We start from the raw sequence: 20,077 nt of genomic DNA, 5'->3' as shown, positions 1-20,077 counted from the left end.
GCCGAGTGTAGGACGCGGCGACGGGCCTACCGGCGGGTTAGCGCAGGGCGGTAGGAAGATCGCCGCGCAGGACCTGCGGGCAGCTCACGCGCCGCGGGGCTGCTCGCGCCGCTTGACCGCCCGCAGGACCACGAACTTCGGCTCGCTCGCGGCGACTTCGCTGTTGCCGAAGAGACGCCGGAGGTGGGTGTGGTACCCCATGTGGCGGTTGGCCACCACCCACAGCTCGCCGCCCGGACGCAGCGCCTTGCGCGACTGGGCGAACATCCGCAGCGCCGTCGCGTCGGTCGTCGCCTGGTGGGAGTGGAACGGCGGGTTGCACAGGATCAGGTCCACGGAGCCGGGGTCCAGCATGGCCACCCCGTCGCCGACGAGGAAGTCCGCCCGCTCCCGCTCGTGCGTGACGTTGGCACGGAACGTGGCCTTGGCCGAGGCGATCGCCTGGTACGACTCGTCGGTGAAGACGACCTCCGCGCGCGGGTCGGCCACCGCGACCGCCGTGCCCACGACCCCGTTGCCGCAGCCCAGGTCGACGACCCGGGCCCCGTCCGTGTTGGTCGGGATGCTCTGGAGGAAGAAGCGGGTGCCGACGTCGAGGCGGTCCGCGCAGAAGATGCCCGCGTGGTTGACGACGGTCAGTCCGGCTCCGGAGCCGCCGTCCTTGTCCACGACGTACGTCAGCGGCCAGGGTCCGGGGGTCGCCGGACGGGTCGCACCCGGGTTGCCCGGCGTGCAGAAGATCAGGCGGGCCTTCTTCTCGGCCAGCGAGGTCTTCGTCGGTCCCAGGATCTTCTCGAAGAGCCGCAGCGTGGAGGTGTGGATCTCCTTCACCATGCCGGTGCCGACGACCACGGTGCCGGCGTGCACGTGCGGGGCCACCCGGTACAGCTGGTCCTCCAGCAGCGCCAGGCTCTTGGGCACCCGCACCAGGAGCACGTCGATCCGCTCGGGCGGCGCGTCCTGGGTGGTCAGCAGGGTCACGGTGCCCTTGGCGGTGCCGATCCCGTTGCGGTCCAGGTTCGCCATGGTGGCGGAGCGGGTCAGGCTGGAGTCGGTGATCTGGGTGGGGTGGTGCGCGGCCAGCGCCGTCGTCAGTGCCCCCCAGCGGTCCCCGATCACGGTGATCTGCCCGGCGCCGGCCAGATCCACCGGGCCGCGTTCACCCGTACCGGATTCGAGGTGGCGGAGCAGGTACTCGTCGGCGGCGTCCCATGCGAAGAGCCGGTCGCGCGGGTCCTCGGGGAAGCGGGCGAGCTCGTAGGAGCCGAAGGGCGTGGTCAGACGGTTCATATTGCCCCCAGGCTAACCGAGGGACCGCCCCGGTCCCGCACGGGCGGGGCCGGGAGAGTGGGCGGCGGGGCACACGGCCCCGCCGCGGACCCGGATCCCGTACCGCTGCGGTACCGCTACTCCGGGAAATCCCCGGCCATCGCGGCGGCGATCCGCAGGTACGGAGCCGCCTCGGCAGCCCTGCCCTGGCGCTCCAGGGTCCGCCCGAGCATCAGCTGCGCGTAGTCCTCCACGGGCCAGCGGTCCAGGACGCCACGGAGCTCGCGCTCGGCCTTGGAGAGCTGGGCGGAGTGGTAGTAGGCGCGGGCCAGCAGCAGCCGCGGAGCCAGCAGCTCGGGGGCCTCGGCCGCCACGCCGTGCAGGACGCGGGCGGCGTTCGCGTACTCCTTCGCCTCGAAGAAGAGCCGGCCGCGGTCCCAGCGCTCGGCGGCGGTCCCGTGCTCCAGGTAGCCCTGCTGTGCGTCGATCGTGCCCATCACGTCCATCGCGCCCTCTGCCCTCCGTCTTTCTTTCTTTCCTTCGCGTCGTTCCGTCCGGCTGCTGCAACACGGGGATCCGTACGCACATTCCCCTGACCGCAGCGGCTGCGCCGGGACTAAGTTGTGCGGTATGAGCAATCTCGATCGCCAGCCCGCTCTCTCCACCTGCGGCGGCCGCGGGTTCGTCGTCGCCGAGCCCGTGCGCGAGCTCCTGAGCCCGCGCACCGTCACACTCGGCGAGTCCACCGAGGTCCGCAGGCTCCTCCCTAACCTGGGCCGCCGCATGGTCGGCGCCTGGTGCTTCGTCGACCACTACGGTCCCGACGACATCGCCGACGAGCCCGGCATGGCGGTGGCCCCGCACCCCCACTCGGGCCTCCAGACCGTCAGCTGGCTCCACGAGGGCGAAGTGCTGCACCGCGACAGCGTCGGCAGCCTGGCGACGATCCGCCCGCGCGAGCTCGGCCTGATGACCTCAGGCCGGGGCATCAGCCACTCGGAGGAGAGCCCGCGCCCGCACGCCCGCTTCCTGCACGGCGCGCAGCTGTGGGTGGCCCTCCCGGACGCGCACCGCGACGTGGACCCGCACTTCCAGCACCACGCGGACCTCCCGCAGGTCAGCGCCCCCGGCCTGACGGCGACGGTCATCCTGGGCACCCTGGACACGGCCACCTCGCCCGGAACCGCGTACAGCCCGATCGTCGGCGCGGACCTGGCCCTGGCGGCGGGCACGGAGACCCGGCTCCCGCTGAACCCGGACTTCGAGTACGCGGTCCTGTCGATGTCGGGCGAAGCCCACGTCGACGGCGTACCCCTCCTCCCGGGCGCCATGCTCTACCTCGGCTGCGGCCGCACGGACCTCCCCCTGCGCGCGGTCTCGGACGCCGGCCTGATGCTGCTGGGCGGCGAGCCGTTCGAGGAGGAGATCGTGATGTTCTGGAACTGGATCGGAAGGTCCCAGGAGGACATCGAAGGGTTCCGCGAGGACTGGATGAACGGCACCCGCTACGGCGAGGTCAAGGGCTACGAGGGCGCTCCGATTCCGGCCCCGGAACTTCCCCCAACTCGCCTGAAGCCCAGGGGAAGAGTGCGCTGAACTGTGCGCATGCCCTAGCGGTAGGGCCCGGTGCTGTGGCCACGCCACCGCTCCGCTTCTGGAGACCCGCCGGATGTCGACGAGGCCTCCGGAAGCGCCCCGGACGGTGGTGCGCATGGTGATGGGTGCGGTGTGCAGGGTCTCAGCGGCTTGTCGCCGATGCTGTCGACGGCGGCCCGGCGCCGGTCAGCCGGGAGACCGGCGCCCCGACACCGCGGCGCCCGGATCCCAGCCGCGCCGGGGTACGGACTCGAGCAGCAGGCGCGTGTACGGGTGTCGCGGTGCGTCCAGTACGTGGCCGGTCGGGCCCGATTCCACGACCCTCCCCGACTTGAGCACCAGCACCTCGTCCGCGATGTGCCGGACCACCGCCAGGTCGTGGGTGACGAAGAGATAGCCGATGCCCGCCTCGCGGCGGATCGTGGAGAGCAGTTCGAGGATCTGCGCCTGGATGGAGACGTCGAGCGCCGCGACCGCTTCGTCGAGGACGAGGACGCTGGGCTCCACCGCGAGGGCGCGTGCGATGGCCACGCGCTGGCGCTGGCCGCCGGAGAGGCGCCGCGGCAGCGCCGAGGCCTCGCGTTCGCCGAGGCCGACCTGCTCCAGGAGCTCGGCGACCCGGGCCCGGCGGGCGGTGGTGTCCAGCCGGGTGTGGAGCCGCAGGACCTCGTCCACGCATCCGGCCGCCGTGATCCGCGGGTCCAGCGAGAGGTACGGGTCCTGGAAGACCATCTGGATCTCCCGGGCACGGGAGAGGCGTTCGGTTCGGGTGCGGACCCGCGCCGAACGGTCCCGCCCGCCGAGGCGTACGGTGCCGGCGTCCGGGCGCTCCAGGCCGACGAGCATGCGGACCGTCGTGGTCTTGCCGCTGCCGGATTCCCCGACGAGGGCGAGGGAGGCTCCCGGTGCCAGGGTGAACGACACGTGGTCGACGGCGGCGTGGTTTCCGTACCGCTTGCACAGTCCTTCGACGACGAGTCCCTGTGTCGCGACGGTTCCGGCGGTCACAGCGTGATCCCTTCGTCGGCGCGGTGGCATGCGGCGAGCCCGTCGCCGTACCGCGCAAGTGTGGGTGTTTCCCCGGAGCAGCGCGGCAGCGCGTGGGCGCAGCGCGCGGCGAAGGCGCAGCCGGGCGGCGCTTCGGAGAGGGAGACGGGGCGGCCGGGGATCGGCCGGGGGGCCGGTGAACCCCGTTCGATGCGCGGGGTGGAGGCGAGCAGCCCCGCCGTGTACGGATGGCGCGGCCGGTCGAAGAGCTCGTCCGTGCCCCGCGTCTCGACGATCCGGCCCGCGTACATCACGTACACGCGGTCGCAGATGGCGGAGGCCAGTTCCAGGTCGTGGGTGACGAAGAGTAGCCCCGTGCCGCGCTCGGCGCGTAGCCGGGTGAGGATCGCGATGATCTCCGCCTGGGTCGTGACGTCCAGCGCCGTGGTCGGTTCGTCGGCCACGAGCAGGGCGGGTTCCGACGCGAGCGCCGCGGCGATGACCACCCGCTGGAGCATGCCGCCGGAGAACTCGTGCGGACGGCGGCGCAGGGCGCCCCGCGGGTCGCGGATGCCGACCGCGTCCAGGAGTTCCTCGGCCCGGGCGGTGGCCGCGGCGGCGGGGGTCCCGGCGGCGCGCAGTCCCTCGGTGAGGAAGTCCCCCACACGGCGCAGGGGGTTGACCGAGGCTCGCGGGTCCTGGAAGACCATCGAGACCTGCCGGGCCCGCAGTTCGGTCCGCTCGGTGCGGTTCATGGCGAGCACGTCCCGGCCGGCGACCCGGACCTGTCCGTTGGTGCGGGCGCCGGCGGGCAGCAGTCCGAGAACGCTGCGGCAGGCCACCGACTTGCCGGAGCCGGACTCGCCGACCAGGCCGACCGTCTCGCCGGCCAGTACGCGCAGGCTGACCCCGTCCAGGATCGGCCGGGCCGCCTTGCCGTCCGGCAGGCGTATGCCGAGCCCGTCGATCTCCAGGACGGGCGGGCCGCCGGCCGGTTTCTTCTCCTCGGTCATGGCGTTCACCGTTCCCGCCTAGCGATTCGGTCGGCGAGCCCCTCGCCGACGATGCCGAACGCCACCACGGCGAGCACGATGCACGCCGAGGGAGCCAGGGCGGGCAGCATCGCCCCTTGCTGGACGGCCGACTGGCCTTCGTTGATCATGGCTCCCCAGTCGGCGGTCGGCGGCTGCACACCGAAGCCGAGGAAGGAGAGTGCGGCCAGGTCCATCAGCGCGTATCCGAAGTTCATCGCGGACTGGGCCAAGACGGTCGGGGCGATGTTCGGCAGCAGATGGCGCAGGCACACGTTCCAGCCGGAGAAGCCCTGCACCCGGTACGACTCGATGTACGGGCGGGCCTTCTCCTGGCGCGCGATCCCGCGCACCAGCCGCCCCACGTACGGCGTGTAGGCCACCGACATGGCGATCACCGGTGCGGTCATGCCGGAGCCGACGACGGACACGAGCAGGATCGCGAGCAGCAGGCCGGGGATCGCGAAGGCCATGTCCATCGAGCGGGACAGGACCGAGTCCGCCCAGCCGCCGCGCCACGCCGCCACGACCCCGAGCAGGGTGCCGAGGAGGGTGGAGACGCCGACGACGAGCAGCGGCCCGAGCAGACCGGTGCGGGCGCCGTGGAGCAGCCTGGACAGGACGTCCCGCCCGGACTGGTCGGTGCCGAGCAGGTGCTCGCCGGTGGTTCCGGCGAGCGGCGAGGCGAGGTCGAGGACCTCGGGGTCGTACGGGGAGAGGACGGGGGCGAGCACGGCGACCAGGACGAGCACGGCGAGCACCGCGACCGAGGCCGTGAACATCGGGCCCTGGCCGAGCCGGCGCAGGAAGCGCAGGCCGGGCCGGCGGCGCAGCGGCGTGGGCGCCGCGCCGGCCGGGGAGGCGGCGGAGGGTGTGGTGAGGGTCATGGGGAGCCTTCCCCCCGGAGGGACAGCCGGGGGTCGATGAGGGGGGCGAGCAGGTCGACGGCGAGGTTCACCAGGACGAAGGCCGCCACGCTGAGCAGCGTGATCGCCTGGACGACGGCGAAGTCCTTGGCGGACACCGACTGCACGAGCAGGGAGCCGAGCCCGGGCACGTCGAAGGCGGTCTCGACGATCGAGGTGCTGATGAGCAGTCCGGCGAGCATCGTGCCGCCGACGGTGACGACCGGGCCCAGCGCATTGCGCAGGACGTGTTTGCGGACCACGGTCCGCGCGGCCACACCGCGGGCGTGCGCCACCTCGACGTGTTCGCGGCCGAGCTCGTCGAGCATCGCCGAGCGGGTCACCCGCGCGAGCAGGCCCGCGAAGGTCAGCGCCAGGGCGAAGGCCGGCAGCGTCAGGTGGTACAGCCGGTCCGAGAAGCCCACGGGGGTGCCGCCCGGTCCCGGGAACCAGCCCAGCTGGACGGAGAAGAGCGACACGAGCGCGATGGCGGTGACGAACGAGGGCGTCGCCGTGGCCACGCCGGTGCCGAGGAGCACCGCGCGGTCCAGCGGACCGGGGCGCAGCGCGGCGAGGATGCCGGCCGCCACGCCGAGAACGGCGACCAGCAGGGCCGCGTACCCGACGAGCACGGCGGTGCCGGGCAGCCGGGAGCCGATGAGCTCGGCGACGTCCTGGTGGTACTGCCCGGAGCGGCCGAAGTCGCCCTGCAGGACACCGCCGAGCCACTTCGCGTACTGCACGGGCAACGGATCGTCCAGGTGGTACTGGGAGCGCAGGGCAGCCACGGCCTCGGGGGTCGCGGGGCGGCCGTGGAGCAGGAACGACACCGGGTCGCCGGGGGCCAGGTGAATGGAGCCGAAGACCACGAGGGAGGTCACGAACAGCACCGCCACCAGGCCGACGAGCCGTCCGACGAGGTAGCGGGTCATCGCTTCGCGGCTCCGATCTTCGCGGCCCACGGGTAGTACAGCTGCACGATGCCGGTCGGTGCGCCGGTCACCCGGTTGCCGAGGAAGACCGAGTAGGGAGCCTCGTACACGGGGATGATCGGCAGTTCGCGCAGCGCGATCCGCTGGAGCTCGGCGGTCCGCTCCGCGCGCTTGGCGGGGTCGGGCTCCGCGTTGGCCCAGTCGAAGACGGCGTCGTACTCGGTGTTCGTCCAGTTGCCGTAGTTCCCGAAGTCGCCGGTGCGCAGGTACTGGTAGAACTCCAGCGGGTCGGGGGTGTTGTCGTACCCGTTGGTGATGACGAGGTCGAGACCGGCGCGCGCGTTCGGGTCGACGAAGATGCTGCTGTACGCCTCCGGGGGGACGACCTTGAGCTGGACGTCGAGGCCGATCTGGCGCCCCGCGGCCTGGACGGCGTTGGCGACGACGCTGATCTCGGGCGCGAGCGTGCTGGTGGCCAGGGTGATCGTGCGACCGGTCGCTCCCGCCTCCTGGACGAGCTTCTTCGCCGCTTCGACGTCGTACGCCGGCTCGGGCAGCGTGTCGTAGAGCGCGGCGGTCTTCTCCGGGGCCAGTGCCCAGGCGCCGCGTGCGGCGGGGGCCTTGGCGGGTATGCCGATGCCGCCGGCGGCGGCCTTGACGATGTTCTTCCGGTCGAGGGCCAGGGACAGGGCCTGGCGGACTTTGAGGTCGCCGAGTGTGCCCTGGTAGTTGAGGACGGCCAGGTTGGACGCGGCGTTGTTGGGGCCGAACAGCACGCTCCCCTTGCCGCTGGCGCGCAGTTGGGCGAGCGAGGAGGAGGGCACCATGTACCCGCCGTCGGCCGTGCCCGAGAGGAAGGCGTTGGACCGGGCCGCGGAGTCCTCGATGAAGGTGAACTTCACGCTGTCGGACTTGGGGGTCAGCGACCGGTCCCAGTAGTCGGCGTTCTTCTTGAGGGTGATGCTCTCGCCCTGGGTCCACTTGTCGAGGGCGAACGGGCCGGTGCAGTTGACCGTGCCCTTGGGGGTGCCGTAGTCCCTGCCGGCCTTGGCCAGGGTGGCCGCGCTCTCGATGGTGCCGGGGGAGGCGGCCATGAGCTCGTGCAGGAGGATGTCCGGCCGGGAGAGCCGGATCGCCACCTCCAGGGGGCCGGTCTTCTCGATGGCGGTGACGTTCTTGAACACCGAACCCCAGGGCGATCCGGTCTCCGGGTCCATGTGGCGGCCCAGGGAGGCGACCACGTCGTCGGCGGTCATCACCGTCCCGTCGTGGAACCGCACGTCGGGCCGCAGGGTGTAGACCAGCGTCTTGGGGTCGGGCTGCGCGTACCTGACCGCGAGACCGGGTTCGATCTTCATGTCGGGCGTGACCCGCAGGAGCTGCTCGCAGACGTTCGCGAGCACGGTGTTCGGCGGGTAGTCGTACGCGAGGGCGTAGTCGAGCGTGTAGGGCTCGGCGTACAGCGACCAGGTGAAGGAGTCCAGGGAGCCCTGCGCGGGCGGCGAGGTGGCGGTGACCTGGTAGCCGCCGGCTTCGGCGGACTGGTTGGTCGAGGCGCCGGAACAGGCGCTGAGGGCCGCGAGTGCGGCCGTACAGGCGAGAAGCGTGGTGATCCTGGGCGTGCGCATGCAGACCCACCCCTTTACGGGTGTAGTGACGGGCGCTGGGGGATGGAGCGAGTATTAATGCGGGAACGTTCCCGCACAAGGGTTTGCGGGAACGGTTTTGCGCAGGTCGCGAGGGTGGCAGCATCGACCCCATGACCGATCTTTCAGGGCATGACGGAGCTGCCTCCCAGCCCGCCCGACGCGTCCGGCTCGTCGACGTGGCCCGCGAGGCGGGACTGTCCAAGACGACCGTCTCAGCGGCGCTCAACGGCACCGGACGGCTCTCCGACGAGGTACGGCAGAAGGCGCGCGAGACCGCGCGCGTCATGGGCTACCGGCCCAACGCCACCGCGCGCCAGCTGCGCACGGGACGGGCCCGGCTGATCGGATACATGGTCGGGGAGCTCGCCGACACCCCCTGGTCCTTCCTGGAATCTCCGTACTTCGCCAGGCTGACCGGAGCCACCGCCGCGACCGCGCTGAAGCGCGGCTACGCCGTGGTGCTGCTGCCCGCCGGTTCCCTGCAGAGCGAGTGGGCCGGCCTGCCGCTCGACGCGGTGGTCGTGGCCGACCCCGTCACCGACGACCCGATCGTCGACGATCTGCTCGCCGCCCGGATCCCGGTGTTCAGCGACCGCTCCGTCGAGGGGCGGCCCGGGGCGTACTGGGTGGACGTCGAGGCCGGGCCCGCCGTGCGCGCGGCCATGGACCACCTCCTGGAACAAGGGGCCCGGCGGCCCGCGCTGGTGCTGCCCGACAGCGCCACCCGGTTCCATGCGGGGGTGCTCGCCTCCTACTCCGACTGGTGCGCCGCGCACGGCGTGGCGGAGCGGATCGTCATCGCTGCGGACCGGGGCAACGGTCCGGTCGTACGAGCGGTCGAGACCGCCCTGGCGGGTGACGGGGAGGGGCCGGGCCGTGGGCGCCCCGACGCCCTCTTCGTTACGGCCGAGGCCAGCCCGCCCCTCGTCCTGGAGGCGGCGCGCCGCCAGGGCTACGAGGTGCCCGGCGATCTCCTCCTGGTCTGTGTGAGCGAGGACGTGACGGCGGAGCACACCGAACCACCGGTGACGACGCTGAGCCTGCGGCCCGAAGCGGTCGCGGAGGCCGGCATCGAGCTCCTCGTGGCGGTCCTGGAGGACGGGCGCCGGGAGTCGACCGGGGTGCTCGTGCCGACCCGGCTGGACGTACGGGCCTCCTCGGTTCGGCACCCTCAGCCGGCGGCGGACCCCCGGGCGGCGGACCCCCGGGCGGCGCCGGAACCTCAGTCGGTGCCGCACCCTCAGACGGAGTGGACGAGCCTGCCGCCGACGTAAGTCCGCTCCACCCTGGCCTCGACGATCTCCTCAGGGGGCGCGGCGAAGACGTCGCGGTCCAGCACGACCAGGTCGGCGAGGTGGCCGGGGCGCAGGCTGCCCGCATCGTCGAAGCCGTTCACATGGGCGGAGCCGGCCGTGTAGGCGGCCAGCGCGGTCGCGAGGTCGAGGCGCTGTTCGGGCAGGAAGACGCGGTCGTCGGCGCCGGCCTCGGGGTCCTTGCGGTTGACGGCGACGTGGATGCCCTCAAGGGGGTCGGGGCTGCTGACGGGCCAGTCGCTCCCGGCGGCCAGGGTGGCGCCGGCCCGCAGCAGATCCCCGAAGGGGTACTGCCAGGCGGCGCGTTCGGGGCCGAGGAAGGGGATGGTCAGCTCGTCCATCTGCGGTTCGTGCGCGGCCCAGAGCGGCTGGATGTTGGCGATGGCGCCGAGCCGGGCGAAGCGGGGGAGGTCGTCGGGGTGCACGACCTGGAGGTGGGCGAGGTGATGGCGGTTGCCGAGATGGCCGTTGGCGGCGACGGCGGCCTCGAGGGCGTCGAGGGCCTCGCGGACGGCCCGGTCGCCCAGGGCGTGGAAGTGGATCTGGAAGCCGAGGGCGTCGAGTGCCGCGGTGTACCCGCGCAGCGCCACCGGCTCGACGAAGCTGAGGCCGGTGTTGGCCGTCGCACAGCCGCAGCCGTCCAGGTACGGAGAGGTCATGGCGGCTGTGAAGTTCTCGGCGATCCCGTCCTGCATGATCTTCACGGAGCCGGCCCGGAAGCGGCCGTGGCTCAGCTTCTCCCGCAGCGCGACCAGTTCCTCGATCTGCTCGGCACCCCGGTCCCGGTCCCACCAGAGCGCGCCGGTCACCCGCGCGGTGAGCGATCCGTCCCGGGCGGCGCTCACGTAGGCGTCCGAGGGATCGGGCTTGCCGCCGAACACGCCGAGCAGCGCGTCCTGCCAGCCGGTGATCCCGAGCGAGTGCAGCAGTTCCTGCGCCCGCAGGAGCCCTGCCAGCCGGTCGGCGGGGGTGCTCGGGGGCACGAGCCGGGAGACCAGCGCGGTGGCGCCCTCCTGGAGCACCCCGCTGGGACGGCCGTCCGGCTCCCGTTCGATCCGGCCGTCGGCCGGATCGGGGGTGGCGGCGGTGATCCCGGCGAGCTCGAGCGCCCGCGTGTTGGCCCAGGCGCCGTGGTGGTCCCGGTTGACGAGGAACACCGGCCGGTCCGGGAGTACCGAGTCCAGCAGCTGCCGGGTGGGCAGGCCCCCGTCGAAGCTCTCCATCGACCAGCCGCCGCCGGTGATCCACGCGTGGTCCGGGTGGGCGTCCGCGTACGCCCGGATCCGGGTCAGGTACTCCGGGACGCCGACCGTCCCCGTCAGATCGCATTCGGCCAGCTCCGTACCGCCGTAGACGGCGTGGATGTGGGCGTCCTGGAACCCCGGGATCAGCAGCTTGCCCGTCAGGTCGACGACCTCGGTGCGGGGGCCGATGAGCTCCCGGACCTCGTCGTGGCCGACGGCCGTGATCCGGTCGCCGACGACGGCGAGCGAGGTCGCCCGGGTGCGGGCCGGATCGACGGTGAAGACGGGGCCGCGGGTGAAGACCAGATCGGCCTTGTCCATACGGAGCTCCAGTACATGAGGCGACGGTTGGTGGAGCCATGGAAGCGGGACGGCCGTTTACACGTCAATGGTGTTGACGTAAGGTCCGGGCCATGGCCGAACGAGTGATTCCAGAAGGCGGGCGTCGGCGTCACCGACCGACCAAGCAGGGCGCCGTGCTCTCGGAGCGGCTGATCATCGACACAGCCCTGCGCCTCGTCGCGCAGCACGGTGCCGCGGCGCTCTCGGCGCGCAGGCTCGGTGCGGCGCTCGGCGCGGATCCCAGTGCCCTCTACCGCTATTTCCGCAACACCGACGCCCTGCTCCTCGCCCTGTCCGACGAGCTGATCGGGCGTGCCCAGGAGGGCTGGTCGGCCACCGGTGACTGGCGGACCGATCTGCGGGCCATCGGGCTGCGCATCCACGCCTCCTACCGGTCCAACCCCCAGGCCGCGCTCCTCACGGCCCACCGCACGACGGGGCGCCCCCACGAGAAGCGGGCCGTCGAGGCGATCCTGGGCATCCTGCGTTCCGGGGGTTTCCCGGACGCCCTCGCCGTGCGGATCTACCACGCCTTCGTCGACCAGGCCCTGGCCTTCGCCGCCCAGGACGCCGCCGCGCTCGCCCTGCCGGAGGCGGCGAGGGAGTCGGACGAGGAGGTCTGGCACGCGGTGTACGGCAGGCTGTCGCCCGAGACCCACCCGAACATCGCGGCGACCTTCCCGCTGCTCGCCGCCGACATGCGCGACAGCGGCTATCCCTTCGCCCTGGAGCTGATGCTCGGTGCGATGGAGGCGCTCCGCCCGGCGGCGGACGGCCGCTGACCGGTGGCCCCGGCCGGACGACCGCCGGGAGCCGGGACCGCCGGGTTCCGGCCTGCGGGGCTTATGTCAACACCATTGACCTTGATGCGTTCCGAAGGGTCTCATGGGCGGCACCTCGGAGGATCCGTGCGCTCGGGCGCCTCCGCGATCCGAAGGAACCCCCATGGACCACCTCACCTCGCTCAGGGACGCCGAGCCCCGCCCGTTCTGGCTCGACGACCCCCGTCGCCCGCAGGCCGTCCCTGCCCTCGTCGGCGAAACCACCTGCGACCTGCTCGTCGTCGGTGGCGGCTACACCGGCCTGTGGACAGCCCTCCTCGCCAAGGAGCGCGATGCCTCCGCCGACGTGGTGCTCATCGAGGCGGACGAGGCCGGCGGCGCCGCCTCCGGCCGCAACGGCGGCTTCTGCGAGTCCAGCCTCACCCACGGCCTGCACAACGGCCTCCAGCGCTGGCCCGGGGAGATCGACCTCCTGGAGCGCCTCGGACGGGAGAACCTCCAGGCCATCGAGGACGCCGTGGAGCGCCACGGGATCGACTGCGACTGGGAGCGCACCGGCTCCATCGTGGTGGCCACCGAGCCGTACCAGCTCGCCGGTCTCGCGGAGGAGGCCGAGGCCGCCGCCCGCTACGGGGGCAAGCCGGTCCTGCTCGACGGCGAGGCCGTCCGGGCCGAGATCGACTCCCCGACCTTTCTCGGCGGCCTGTGGAACAAGACCGACGTCGCCATGGTCAACCCGGCCGGGCTCGCCTGGGGACTCAAGAAGGCCGCTCTCGCCTTGGGCGTGCGGATGTACGAGCACACTCCCGCCATCTCGCTCGCCGAGCACGGGGCCGTGATCGGTGTCCGTACCCCCTACGGCCGGATCACCGCGCGGCGCGTCGCGCTCGCCACCAACGCCTACCCCTCCCTCGTCCGGCGCCACCGCCCGTACACCGTCCCCGTGTACGACTACGCGCTGATGACCGAGCCGCTGACCGCGGAGCAGCTCGCCTCCGTCGGCTGGACGCACCGCCAGGGCTTCGCGGACAGCGCCAACCAGTTCCACTATGTCCGGCTCTCCGTGGACAACCGCATCCTGTGGGGCGGATACGACGCCGTCTACTACTACGGCGGGCGCGTCCGCGCCGAACACGACCGGCGGCCCGAGACCTTCGCCACCCTCGCCCGCCATTTCTTCACGACGTTCCCGCAGTTGGAGGGTGTGCGCTTCACCCACAGCTGGGGCGGAGCCATCGACACCAGCACCCGCTTCTGCGTGTTCTTTGACACGAGTCACCAAGGCAAGGTCTCCTACGCCGCCGGGTTCACCGGCCTCGGCGTCGGCGCCAGCCGCTTCGGCGCCGAAGTGATGCTCGACCTCCTGGCGGGCGAGCGCACCGAGCGCACCGACCTGGAGATGGTCCGCCGCAAGCCCCTGCCGTTCCCGCCCGAGCCCGTCCGGTCCCTCGGCATCGGCATCACCAAGTGGTCCATGGCGCGCGCCGACCTCAACGAAGGCCACCGCAACCTCTGGCTGCGCAGCCTCGACCGCTTCGGCCTCGGCTTCGACAGCTGACGCGCCGCCGCGCCTCCGCGCCGCCCGTTCCCCTTCCTTGTGTACGACCCGCGCCCGCCGCAGCCGCTCCCGACGCGCGCACGATCCGCCGCGCCCCCGCTTCCGGGCGGCGCGCGGCCGAGGAGACCCGACATGAACGCATCCGAAGCCCGGCCCGCCATCGCGGCGCCGACGGCGACCGGCGTCCCCGTCGCGCCCGGCAAAGGCGGCATGCGCCGGCTCATGCCGATGCTCGCCCTGGCGAACACCGCGATGTACATGGTCTACATGGGGACCGGCGCGGTACTGCTGCCCGTCCAGATCGAACTCGTCGATCCGGCGAACAAGGTGGCAAACTTCGGCCTCATCGCCGGAATCGCCGCGGTCTTCGCCACCCTCTTCAACCCCCTGACGGGACTCCTCTCCGACCGCTCGGGCCGACGCAACCCCTGGATCCTCGGCGGCGGCCTGGCGGCCCTCGGCGCCCTGGCCCTCCTCGGCGCGGCCGGGACCCTCCTGCTCGTGGCCATCGGCTGGTGCCTCGTCCAGGCGACGATGAACGTCTACCAGGCGGCCCTGACGGCCGTGGTCCCCGACCGGGTCCCCGTCGAACGACGCGGTCTCGCCTCCGCGATGGTCGGCATCGGCACCCCGATCGGCGTCGCCCTCGGCATCTACGTGGCGACCCTCTTCGTACCCGGAGACGTTCCCCTCGGGTACCTCGTGCTCGGCGCCGTGATCGCGGGCGCGGCCCTGGTCTTCACCGTGGTCGTCCGGGAGCAGAGAGCCCCCGCGCGTGAGCCGCTGCCGCTCCTGCGGCAGCTGGCCGCCTTCGGGGACACGTTCAAGTCGGCGGACTTCCGCTGGGTCTTCATAGGCCGCTTCCTCATGATGCTCGGCTTCTTCTCCGTCTCCCTCTTCCAGCTCTACATCCTCCAGGACCACATCGCGCTGCCCGAAGGGCTCAGCCCCACCGAGGCCGTGGCGTTCATCGCCCCGATCGACGCCGGCGTCACCCTGCTCGCCACCGTCCTCGGCGGTCTGCTCTCCGACCGCCTGGGCCGCCGCAAACCACTGGTTGCGCTGTCCTGCGCCCTCTGCGGGATCGCGATGCTCGTGCCGGTGATCAAGCCGGACTGGACCGGCATGCTGATCTTCACGGTCCTCGCGGGGCTGGCCTTCGGCAGCTACATGGCCGTGGACACCGCGCTCGTCACCCTGGTGCTGCCCAGCGCCACCGACGCCGCCCGCGACCTGGGCGTCCTCAACATGGCCAACGCCGGCCCGCAGATCATCGCCCCGTTCCTGGCGGCCCTCCTCGTCGGAGCGGTCGGCTACGACGGCCTGTACGTCGTCGCAGCGCTGATCACGCTGCTCGGCGCCGCCTCGGTGATCCCCATCCGGACGGTCCGCTGAAGGCCGGGACCGTTCTTCCCGTCCGCGGCGCTCCTCCCGCCGCGGCGCCCCTCCGCACCCTCGCCCGCCCCGGGCCCCCGAAACACCACCCCCTCATCCGGGAGCACGTACAGCCATGAGCACGATCCCCCCGCCCCAGGGCGCCGGCCACCCCTACCGGGACCCCGCCCGGCCCGTGGACGAGCGCGTCGCCGACCTCCTCGCGCGGATGACGCTGGAGGAGAAGGCCGGACTGATGTTCCACACCATCACGGCGCTGGAGGACGAGGAGTACGCCCCCGGGGAGCCCGGCGCCCCTCTGATCTCGGCGGATCTCGCCGACATGGTCCAGCGGGCGTCGATGAGCCACTTCAACGTCGTCGACACCGCGGAGCCCTACGAGATGGCCCGCTGGCACAACGCGGTCCAGGAGATGGCCGCCGGAACCCGCCTCGGCATCCCCGTCACGTTCTCCACCGACCCCCGGCACTCGTTCAGCGACACGGTGGGCGCCTCCCTCCACGCGGGCCCCTTCTCGGCCTGGCCGGAGGCCATCGGCCTGGCCGCGATAGGCGATCCGGAGCTGGTCTTCGAGTTCGCGGACATCATGCGGCGCGAGTACCTCTCCGTCGGCTTCCGCGTCGCCCTGCACCCGCAGATCGACCTGGCCACGGAGCCGCGCTGGGCCCGCCAGTCGGGCACCTTCGGCTCGGACGCGAAGCTGACGGGCGAGCTCGTCCAGGCGTACGTACGCGGCCTGCAGGGCGAGACGCTCGGCGCGGCCTCGGTCTCCGCGATGGTCAAGCACTTCCCCGGCGGCGGCCCGCAGAAGGACGGCGAGGACCCGCACTTCGCGCACGGCAAGGAGCAGATCTACCCGGGCGGGATGCGCGAGCACCACCTGGAGCCGTTCAAGGCGGCCATCGCGGCCGGCTGCTCGCAGATGATGCCGTACTACGGCCAGCCCATCGGCACCGACTGGGAAGAGGTCGGCTTCGGCTTCAACAAGGGCGTCGTCACCGGCCTGCTCCGCGAGCAGCTCGGCTTCCAGGGCATCGTGTGCACCGACTGGGGCCTGCTGAACGACGCTCCGATCTTCGGAGAGATGCACCCGGCCCGCGCCTGGGGCGTGGAGCACCTGAGCGTGTCCGAGCGGGCGGCGAAGGCGCTGGACGCCGGCTGCGACCAGTTCGGCGGGGAGGAATGCCCCGAGGTCGTCGTGGAGCTGGTCCGCTCGGGCCGGGTCCCGGAGTCCCGGATCGACGCGTCCGTACGCCGGCTGCTGCGCGAGAAGTTCGTCCTCGGCCTCTTCGACGAGTGCCGGTACGTGGACCCGTGGGAGGCGGCCGAGACGGTCGGCCGGGCCGATTTCAAGGCGCTGGGCGCCGCCGCCCAGCGCCGCTCGCTCACCGTCCTCACCGACGGCCCGCTGCCGCTGAGCGGCCGGCCGAAGCTGTACGTCGAGAACGTCGATCCGGCCGTGGCCGCACGGTACGGGGAGGTCGTCGACACCCCGGCCGAGGCCGAGTTCGCCGTGCTGCGGCTGCGCACCCCCTACGAGGAGCGGCCGAACAAGTTCGAGTCCTTCTTCCACTCGGGCACCCTCGCCTTCGAAGAGCCCGAACTCGCCCGGATCCTCGCGCTCCTCGCCACGGTTCCGGTCCTGGTCTGCGTCAACCTGGAGCGTCCCGCCGTCCTCCCGGAGATCGCCGAGTGCGCCGCCGCGCTGATCGCCGACTACGGCGCGAGCGACGAGGCCCTGCTGGACGTGGCCTTCGGCCGGGCCAAGGCCGAAGGGCGCCTTCCGTTCGAACTGCCGCGTTCGATGGCGGCCGTCGCCGCCTCCCGCCCGGACGTTCCCCACGACACGGCGGACCCGGTCTTCCCGTACGGGGCCGGAATCCTCCTCTGATCCACCGGGTGACCGGCGCCGGCCACCACCGGCCGGTGCGCGGGACACCCGGAGCCAGCCGCGGTCCTGCCGGGACCGCGACGCCGGGCGGCGTGACCTGACCAGCGCCGCCCGGCGTACCCCTCCGAGCCGAAGGGACACCGCTCATGTCCTCCACCCGCCGCAGACTCGCCGCCGCCGCCACCGGGGCCGTGCTGCTCGCCGCCTCGGGCGTGACCGCCTACGCGGCATCCGGCCACACGGCATCCGGCCAAGGGGCGCCCGTCCAGGGCGCCCGCCCCCTCGCCGGCCTGCGCGTCCTGATCTCCAATGACGACTCCATGCAGGCGGCCAAGAAGAGCAACTCCGACGGTCTCGGCCTGTACGAACTGCGCCGTGCGATGTGCGCGGCCGGCGCGGACGTGGTCGTCATCGCTCCGTGGCAGGTCCAGTCCGGCAAGGGCACCGCCGTCACCAACGGAGGAGTCCTCACCGCTCAGCGGCGCACCGCGCTCCCCGCCGGCTACGAGAACGACTGCGCGGGCGCGCCCGCCCAGGGCGCGGTCTTCGGGGTCTGCCTCTCCGAAGGCCCGTGCGGGGGCGACAGCCCGAGTGCCACCCCCGCCGACACCGTCAAACTCGCCCTGCGCGGCGGCCTGAAGGCCAAGACCGGCTGGGACCGCGCCCCCGACCTCGTGCTCAGCGGAATCAACTCCGGCCCCAACGTGAGTGCCCAGGTCAACGACTCCGGAACGGTCGGAGCCGCGATCGCCGCGATCGACGAGGGCGTCCCGGCCATCGCCTTCTCCTCCGCGGGCGACGAGACCAACACCTACTTCCCCCAGGAGAACTACCGGGCCCATGCCGCGTTCGGTGCCCGCTTCGTCGCCGGCCTGAGAGAACGCGGCCTGCTCACACCCGAGTTCGCGCTCAAGGTCGACTACCCGGACATCAGCACCGGTAAGCCCGCCGGCCCGCCCCGCTGGACGAGCGTCGGGCACGGCAAGGTCGTCTGGCACGCCTACGAGCAGGTGGGCGCGGACTCCTTCGCCATCGGCCTCGGCTTCTGCGGGGAGCGGCCCGGCGACCCGTGCAGCGAAACCGTCGCGGACGCCGACTCCGCGGCGCTCTTCCGGGACGGCCGGATCTCCGTGACACCGCTGACCTCCGACCGTACGTACGGAGCGAAGACCCCGGACCCGCGGACGCTGCGGAAGATCCAGCGCTACGTCGAGAACGATGCGCCCCGGCGCTGACTCCGGCGCCGCACCCCTTGCTGCCGCACCACGACTGACAGGAGCACTCCCATGACAGACGATCCCCTCGTCCACACCGGCCACGGCCCCGTGCGGGGCGAGCGCCGCGCCGACGGAAGCCTCCGCTTCCTCGGCATCCCGTACGCCCGTCCCCCGGTCGGCGAGCTCCGCTTCGCCTCTCCGGTGCCCCCCGTGCCCTGGACCGAGCCACTGGACGCCACGGCGTACGGCCCGACGGCCCAGCGCCGCCCGTTCGCCGAGGTCACGACCATCCCCGAGCCGTCCATCCCGGGCGAGGGAGTCCTGAACCTCAACGTCTTCACCCCGGACCTCGCCCCCGCGGAGCCCCTGCCGGTCCTCGTGTGGATCCATGGCGGCGGATACGTGGCGGGCTCGGCGGCCAGCCCCTGGTACGACGGGTCCGCCTTCGGCCGGGACGGCGTGATCCTGGTGTCCGTCGGCTACCGGCTCGGCGTCGAGGGCTTCCTGCACCTGGAGGACGCTCCCGACAACCGGGGCGTGCGGGACTGGATCGCCGCCCTGGAGTGGGTCCGCGACAACATCGCGGCCTTCGGCGGCGACCCGGCCCGGGTCACGATCGCCGGACAGTCGGCGGGCGGCGGCGCCGTCCAGACCCTGCTGGCCGTGCCCTCGGCCCAGGGCCTTTTCCGTGCGGCGATCTCGGTCTCCGGAGCGGTCATGGACCCCCAGGACAGGGATCTCGCCGAGGTGGTGTCGGCGCTCTTCGCCACCCGCGCCGGGGTCCCGGCCACCGCCGCCGCACTGCGCGACCTGACGGACGACGAACTCCTCGACCTCCAGGAGCGGCTGGACTGGCCGGGCCCGGAACGGTACGGGCTCCCGATGGTGGTTCTCGCCCCCTTCGCCGACGGCGAGCTAGTCCCCGCGCCGGTGCCGCAGGCGCTCGTCGACGGCGCGGCGGGTGCGGATGTACCGCTGATGCTCGGCTTCACCGCCCACGAGTTCCACGCGATGGGGCCCGAGGTGGGCCACGCCCTCACGGACGATCTCTTCCGCGCCCCCGCCCTCGCCCTGGCCGAGGCCCGCGCCCACGCCGAACGGCCCACCTGGCTCTACCAGTTCGAGTGGACCGCCACCGCTCCCGGCTACGAGGGTCTGGCGCACCACTGTGTGGACCTGCCGTTCGTATTCGACCTCCTGGACGCCCCGGGCGTCGCCGAGGCCCTGGGGGACGACCCGCCCCAGCCCCTGGCCGACGCCCTCCACACGTCCTGGGTGGGGTTCATCAGGGACCTCGACCCCGGCGCGTCCTGGCCGAGGTACACCCCCGACACCCGTGCGACCCGCATCTGGTCCGCCCGGCCCCACACCGCGCACGACCCCCTGCGGGCGGTCCGGGAGGCCCCTTCCGCGTGAGGCGTTCGTCAGGCGAGGGATCGCCACGTGCGGTTCAGCGCCTCGCGGAACCGCTCGACCTGCTCGGCGGTCAGGTCGGCGACCATGCGCTGCTCCAGGAGGCGGGCCGGCTCGGCGTACTCGGCGAGCAGTCGGCGCCCCGCGTCGGCGAGCAGGATGAGGCGCTCGCGCCGGTTGGCGGGGTTGGGTTCACGACGGATCAGGCCGTGGCTCTCCAGCGCCCGGACCATGTCGGCCATGGACTGGGCGGTGACGAAGGAGTCGCGGGCGAGCTGCGCGGCGGAAATGCCTTCGTGCCGCTCCAGCACGGTCAGGGCGGTGTACTGCAGCGCCGTGATGCCGGCGGGCTTGAGCAGCTCCTCCAGGCGGGCCCGTACCGCCAGCTCCGTCCTCTTGACCAGGTAGAGCAGCGAGGTGCTCACGTTCGTCCTCCCGTGGTGACGGCCCGTTGGGTGCGGCCGGGGCGGCGGCACGTACCCACACCCTAGAGCATTGACAGGAATCCTGTTGATTGCCCACACTGCGTTTATCAGGATTCCTGTCGATCCCG

17 protein-coding genes are annotated in these 20,077 nt (G+C 72.5%); 8 read left to right on the top strand and 9 right to left on the bottom strand.

From position 1 onward, the window contains the following. Positions 1 to 84: 84 nt before the first annotated feature. Together OG898_RS32490 and OG898_RS32485 are read right to left on the bottom strand one after the other, a co-directional pair. Positions 85 to 1,290 carry a methyltransferase gene (locus OG898_RS32490; protein WP_250752600.1) on the bottom strand — a complete coding sequence of 402 codons (1,206 nt, stop codon included), beginning with the start codon at positions 1,288 to 1,290 and terminating at the stop codon, positions 85 to 87. A 116-nt stretch (positions 1,291 to 1,406) separates the two neighbouring features. Beyond that, on the bottom strand, positions 1,407 to 1,775 hold the full coding sequence (locus tag OG898_RS32485; RefSeq protein ID WP_266961817.1) for a tetratricopeptide repeat protein: 369 nt from the start codon (positions 1,773 to 1,775) through the stop codon (positions 1,407 to 1,409). Between the two features lie 124 nt (positions 1,776 to 1,899). On the opposite strand from OG898_RS32485, the gene OG898_RS32480 reads away from it, so the two are divergent. Then, positions 1,900 to 2,865: a pirin family protein gene (locus tag OG898_RS32480; protein ID WP_266961815.1), complete on the top strand. Its 966-nt coding sequence runs from the start codon at positions 1,900 to 1,902 to the stop codon at positions 2,863 to 2,865. Between the two features lie 186 nt (positions 2,866 to 3,051). Here the strand turns inward: OG898_RS32480 and OG898_RS32475 are convergent, their stop codons facing one another. Genes OG898_RS32475 through OG898_RS32455 form a run of 5 tightly spaced genes read right to left on the bottom strand, consistent with a single transcriptional unit; the run spans position 3,052 to position 8,348 of the window. Continuing rightward, positions 3,052 to 3,903, bottom strand: coding sequence for an ABC transporter ATP-binding protein (locus OG898_RS32475; RefSeq protein WP_266961813.1), 852 nt, complete (start codon positions 3,901 to 3,903; stop codon positions 3,052 to 3,054). After that, positions 3,870 to 4,865, bottom strand: a complete 996-nt coding sequence (locus OG898_RS32470; protein ID WP_250752608.1) for an ABC transporter ATP-binding protein — start codon at positions 4,863 to 4,865, stop codon at positions 3,870 to 3,872. The genes OG898_RS32475 and OG898_RS32470 overlap by 34 nt, the downstream gene beginning before the upstream one ends. 5 nt (positions 4,866 to 4,870) lie before the next feature. Continuing rightward, complete coding sequence (locus OG898_RS32465; protein WP_250752610.1) at positions 4,871 to 5,770, bottom strand: ABC transporter permease; 900 nt, start codon at positions 5,768 to 5,770, stop codon at positions 4,871 to 4,873. Continuing rightward, positions 5,767 to 6,720: an ABC transporter permease gene (locus OG898_RS32460; protein WP_266961808.1), complete on the bottom strand. Its 954-nt coding sequence runs from the start codon at positions 6,718 to 6,720 to the stop codon at positions 5,767 to 5,769. The genes OG898_RS32465 and OG898_RS32460 overlap by 4 nt, the downstream gene beginning before the upstream one ends. Continuing rightward, entirely contained in the window at positions 6,717 to 8,348 is a 1,632-nt protein-coding gene (locus OG898_RS32455) for an ABC transporter substrate-binding protein (protein ID WP_266961806.1), read from the bottom strand. The genes OG898_RS32460 and OG898_RS32455 overlap by 4 nt, the downstream gene beginning before the upstream one ends. A gap of 131 nt (positions 8,349 to 8,479) precedes the next feature. On the opposite strand from OG898_RS32455, the gene OG898_RS32450 reads away from it, so the two are divergent. Continuing rightward, the gene (locus tag OG898_RS32450; protein WP_266961804.1) at positions 8,480 to 9,643 is read left to right on the top strand and encodes a LacI family DNA-binding transcriptional regulator; all 1,164 of its coding nucleotides are present in this window, start codon (positions 8,480 to 8,482) and stop codon (positions 9,641 to 9,643) included. Here the strand turns inward: OG898_RS32450 and OG898_RS32445 are convergent. Further along, complete coding sequence (locus OG898_RS32445) at positions 9,610 to 11,247, bottom strand: amidohydrolase (protein WP_266961802.1); 1,638 nt, start codon at positions 11,245 to 11,247, stop codon at positions 9,610 to 9,612. The genes OG898_RS32450 and OG898_RS32445 overlap by 34 nt on opposite strands. A 92-nt stretch (positions 11,248 to 11,339) precedes the next feature. On the opposite strand from OG898_RS32445, the gene OG898_RS32440 reads away from it, so the two are divergent. The 6 genes from OG898_RS32440 (at position 11,340) to OG898_RS32415 (ending at position 19,527) form a co-directional block, all read left to right on the top strand. After that, positions 11,340 to 12,050 (top strand): TetR/AcrR family transcriptional regulator, encoded by a 711-nt coding sequence (locus OG898_RS32440; protein ID WP_266961800.1) that lies wholly within the window; start codon positions 11,340 to 11,342, stop codon positions 12,048 to 12,050. 163 nt (positions 12,051 to 12,213) lie between these two features. Beyond that, positions 12,214 to 13,608: an FAD-binding oxidoreductase gene (locus OG898_RS32435; protein WP_266961798.1), complete on the top strand. Its 1,395-nt coding sequence runs from the start codon at positions 12,214 to 12,216 to the stop codon at positions 13,606 to 13,608. Positions 13,609 to 13,740: 132 nt separating this feature from the next. Further along, the gene (locus tag OG898_RS32430; protein ID WP_266961796.1) at positions 13,741 to 15,003 is read left to right on the top strand and encodes an MFS transporter; all 1,263 of its coding nucleotides are present in this window, start codon (positions 13,741 to 13,743) and stop codon (positions 15,001 to 15,003) included. A 115-nt stretch (positions 15,004 to 15,118) separates the two neighbouring features. After that, positions 15,119 to 16,894 (top strand): glycoside hydrolase family 3 protein, encoded by a 1,776-nt coding sequence (locus OG898_RS32425; RefSeq protein WP_266961794.1) that lies wholly within the window; start codon positions 15,119 to 15,121, stop codon positions 16,892 to 16,894. Positions 16,895 to 17,040: 146 nt separating this feature from the next. Next, positions 17,041 to 18,129 carry a 5'/3'-nucleotidase SurE gene (gene surE / locus OG898_RS32420; protein ID WP_266961792.1) on the top strand — a complete coding sequence of 363 codons (1,089 nt, stop codon included), beginning with the start codon at positions 17,041 to 17,043 and terminating at the stop codon, positions 18,127 to 18,129. A gap of 51 nt (positions 18,130 to 18,180) precedes the next feature. After that, on the top strand, positions 18,181 to 19,527 hold the full coding sequence (locus OG898_RS32415; protein ID WP_266961790.1) for a carboxylesterase/lipase family protein: 1,347 nt from the start codon (positions 18,181 to 18,183) through the stop codon (positions 19,525 to 19,527). An 8-nt stretch (positions 19,528 to 19,535) separates the two neighbouring features. Here OG898_RS32415 and OG898_RS32410 read toward each other — a convergent pair whose 3' ends face one another. Continuing rightward, the gene (locus OG898_RS32410) at positions 19,536 to 19,949 is read right to left on the bottom strand and encodes a MarR family winged helix-turn-helix transcriptional regulator (RefSeq protein WP_266961788.1); all 414 of its coding nucleotides are present in this window, start codon (positions 19,947 to 19,949) and stop codon (positions 19,536 to 19,538) included. Positions 19,950 to 20,077: the final 128 nt, after the last annotated feature.

The sequence above is a fragment of the Streptomyces sp. NBC_00193 genome (assembly GCF_026342735.1).
In the GTDB taxonomy this organism is placed as follows: domain Bacteria; phylum Actinomycetota; class Actinomycetes; order Streptomycetales; family Streptomycetaceae; genus Streptomyces; species Streptomyces stoeckheimensis.
Note: the sequence above shows the minus strand (reverse complement) of the source record. Positions and strands in the feature narration are given on the sequence as shown.